The following is a 440-nucleotide window of genomic DNA, read 5'->3' on the forward strand; positions in this document are numbered from 1 at the left end:
TTTTGCACCGCACCTAAATCCGCTCGTTGGCTATCAATATTTGCGATAGCTGCATCGATGATCGTGATTGCATTTTGAGACCCCGCATAAGTACTGATGTCAATATCACTGACTCTTGAAGTCGCATTTGCTGAGTCATCTGCTCCTAATGCAAATGCAGTTGCTGGAGCAGCGGCTTCTGTTAGTGCAAGAGTATCACCATTATTAGCAATCCCCTTAAAAGAAAACCCTGTACCCGCAGCATCTAGTTCTGCAAATACACCCGTTGACTTTGATGCGCCATTTAAAGCATTGTTGATGGCATCGACTGCACCTGCAGCATCTGTTACGTCTGAGAAATCAACATCTAATGTTTCAGCTGAACCACCACTTGGAGTGTATGTAAATGAGTAAGTAGCATCAGCTATAACTGCAGTGGTTTCCAAAGCAGTGTAGGTACC

Annotated in this window: 1 pseudogene; it reads right to left on the bottom strand. The window is 44.3% G+C overall.

The window, feature by feature from the left end:
- Positions 1-440, bottom strand: a pseudogene (locus NY07_RS19565) (flagellin); the annotation flags it as partial.

It is taken from the genome of Shewanella sp. ECSMB14101 (assembly GCF_000773485.1).
In the GTDB taxonomy this organism is placed as follows: domain Bacteria; phylum Pseudomonadota; class Gammaproteobacteria; order Enterobacterales; family Shewanellaceae; genus Shewanella; species Shewanella marisflavi.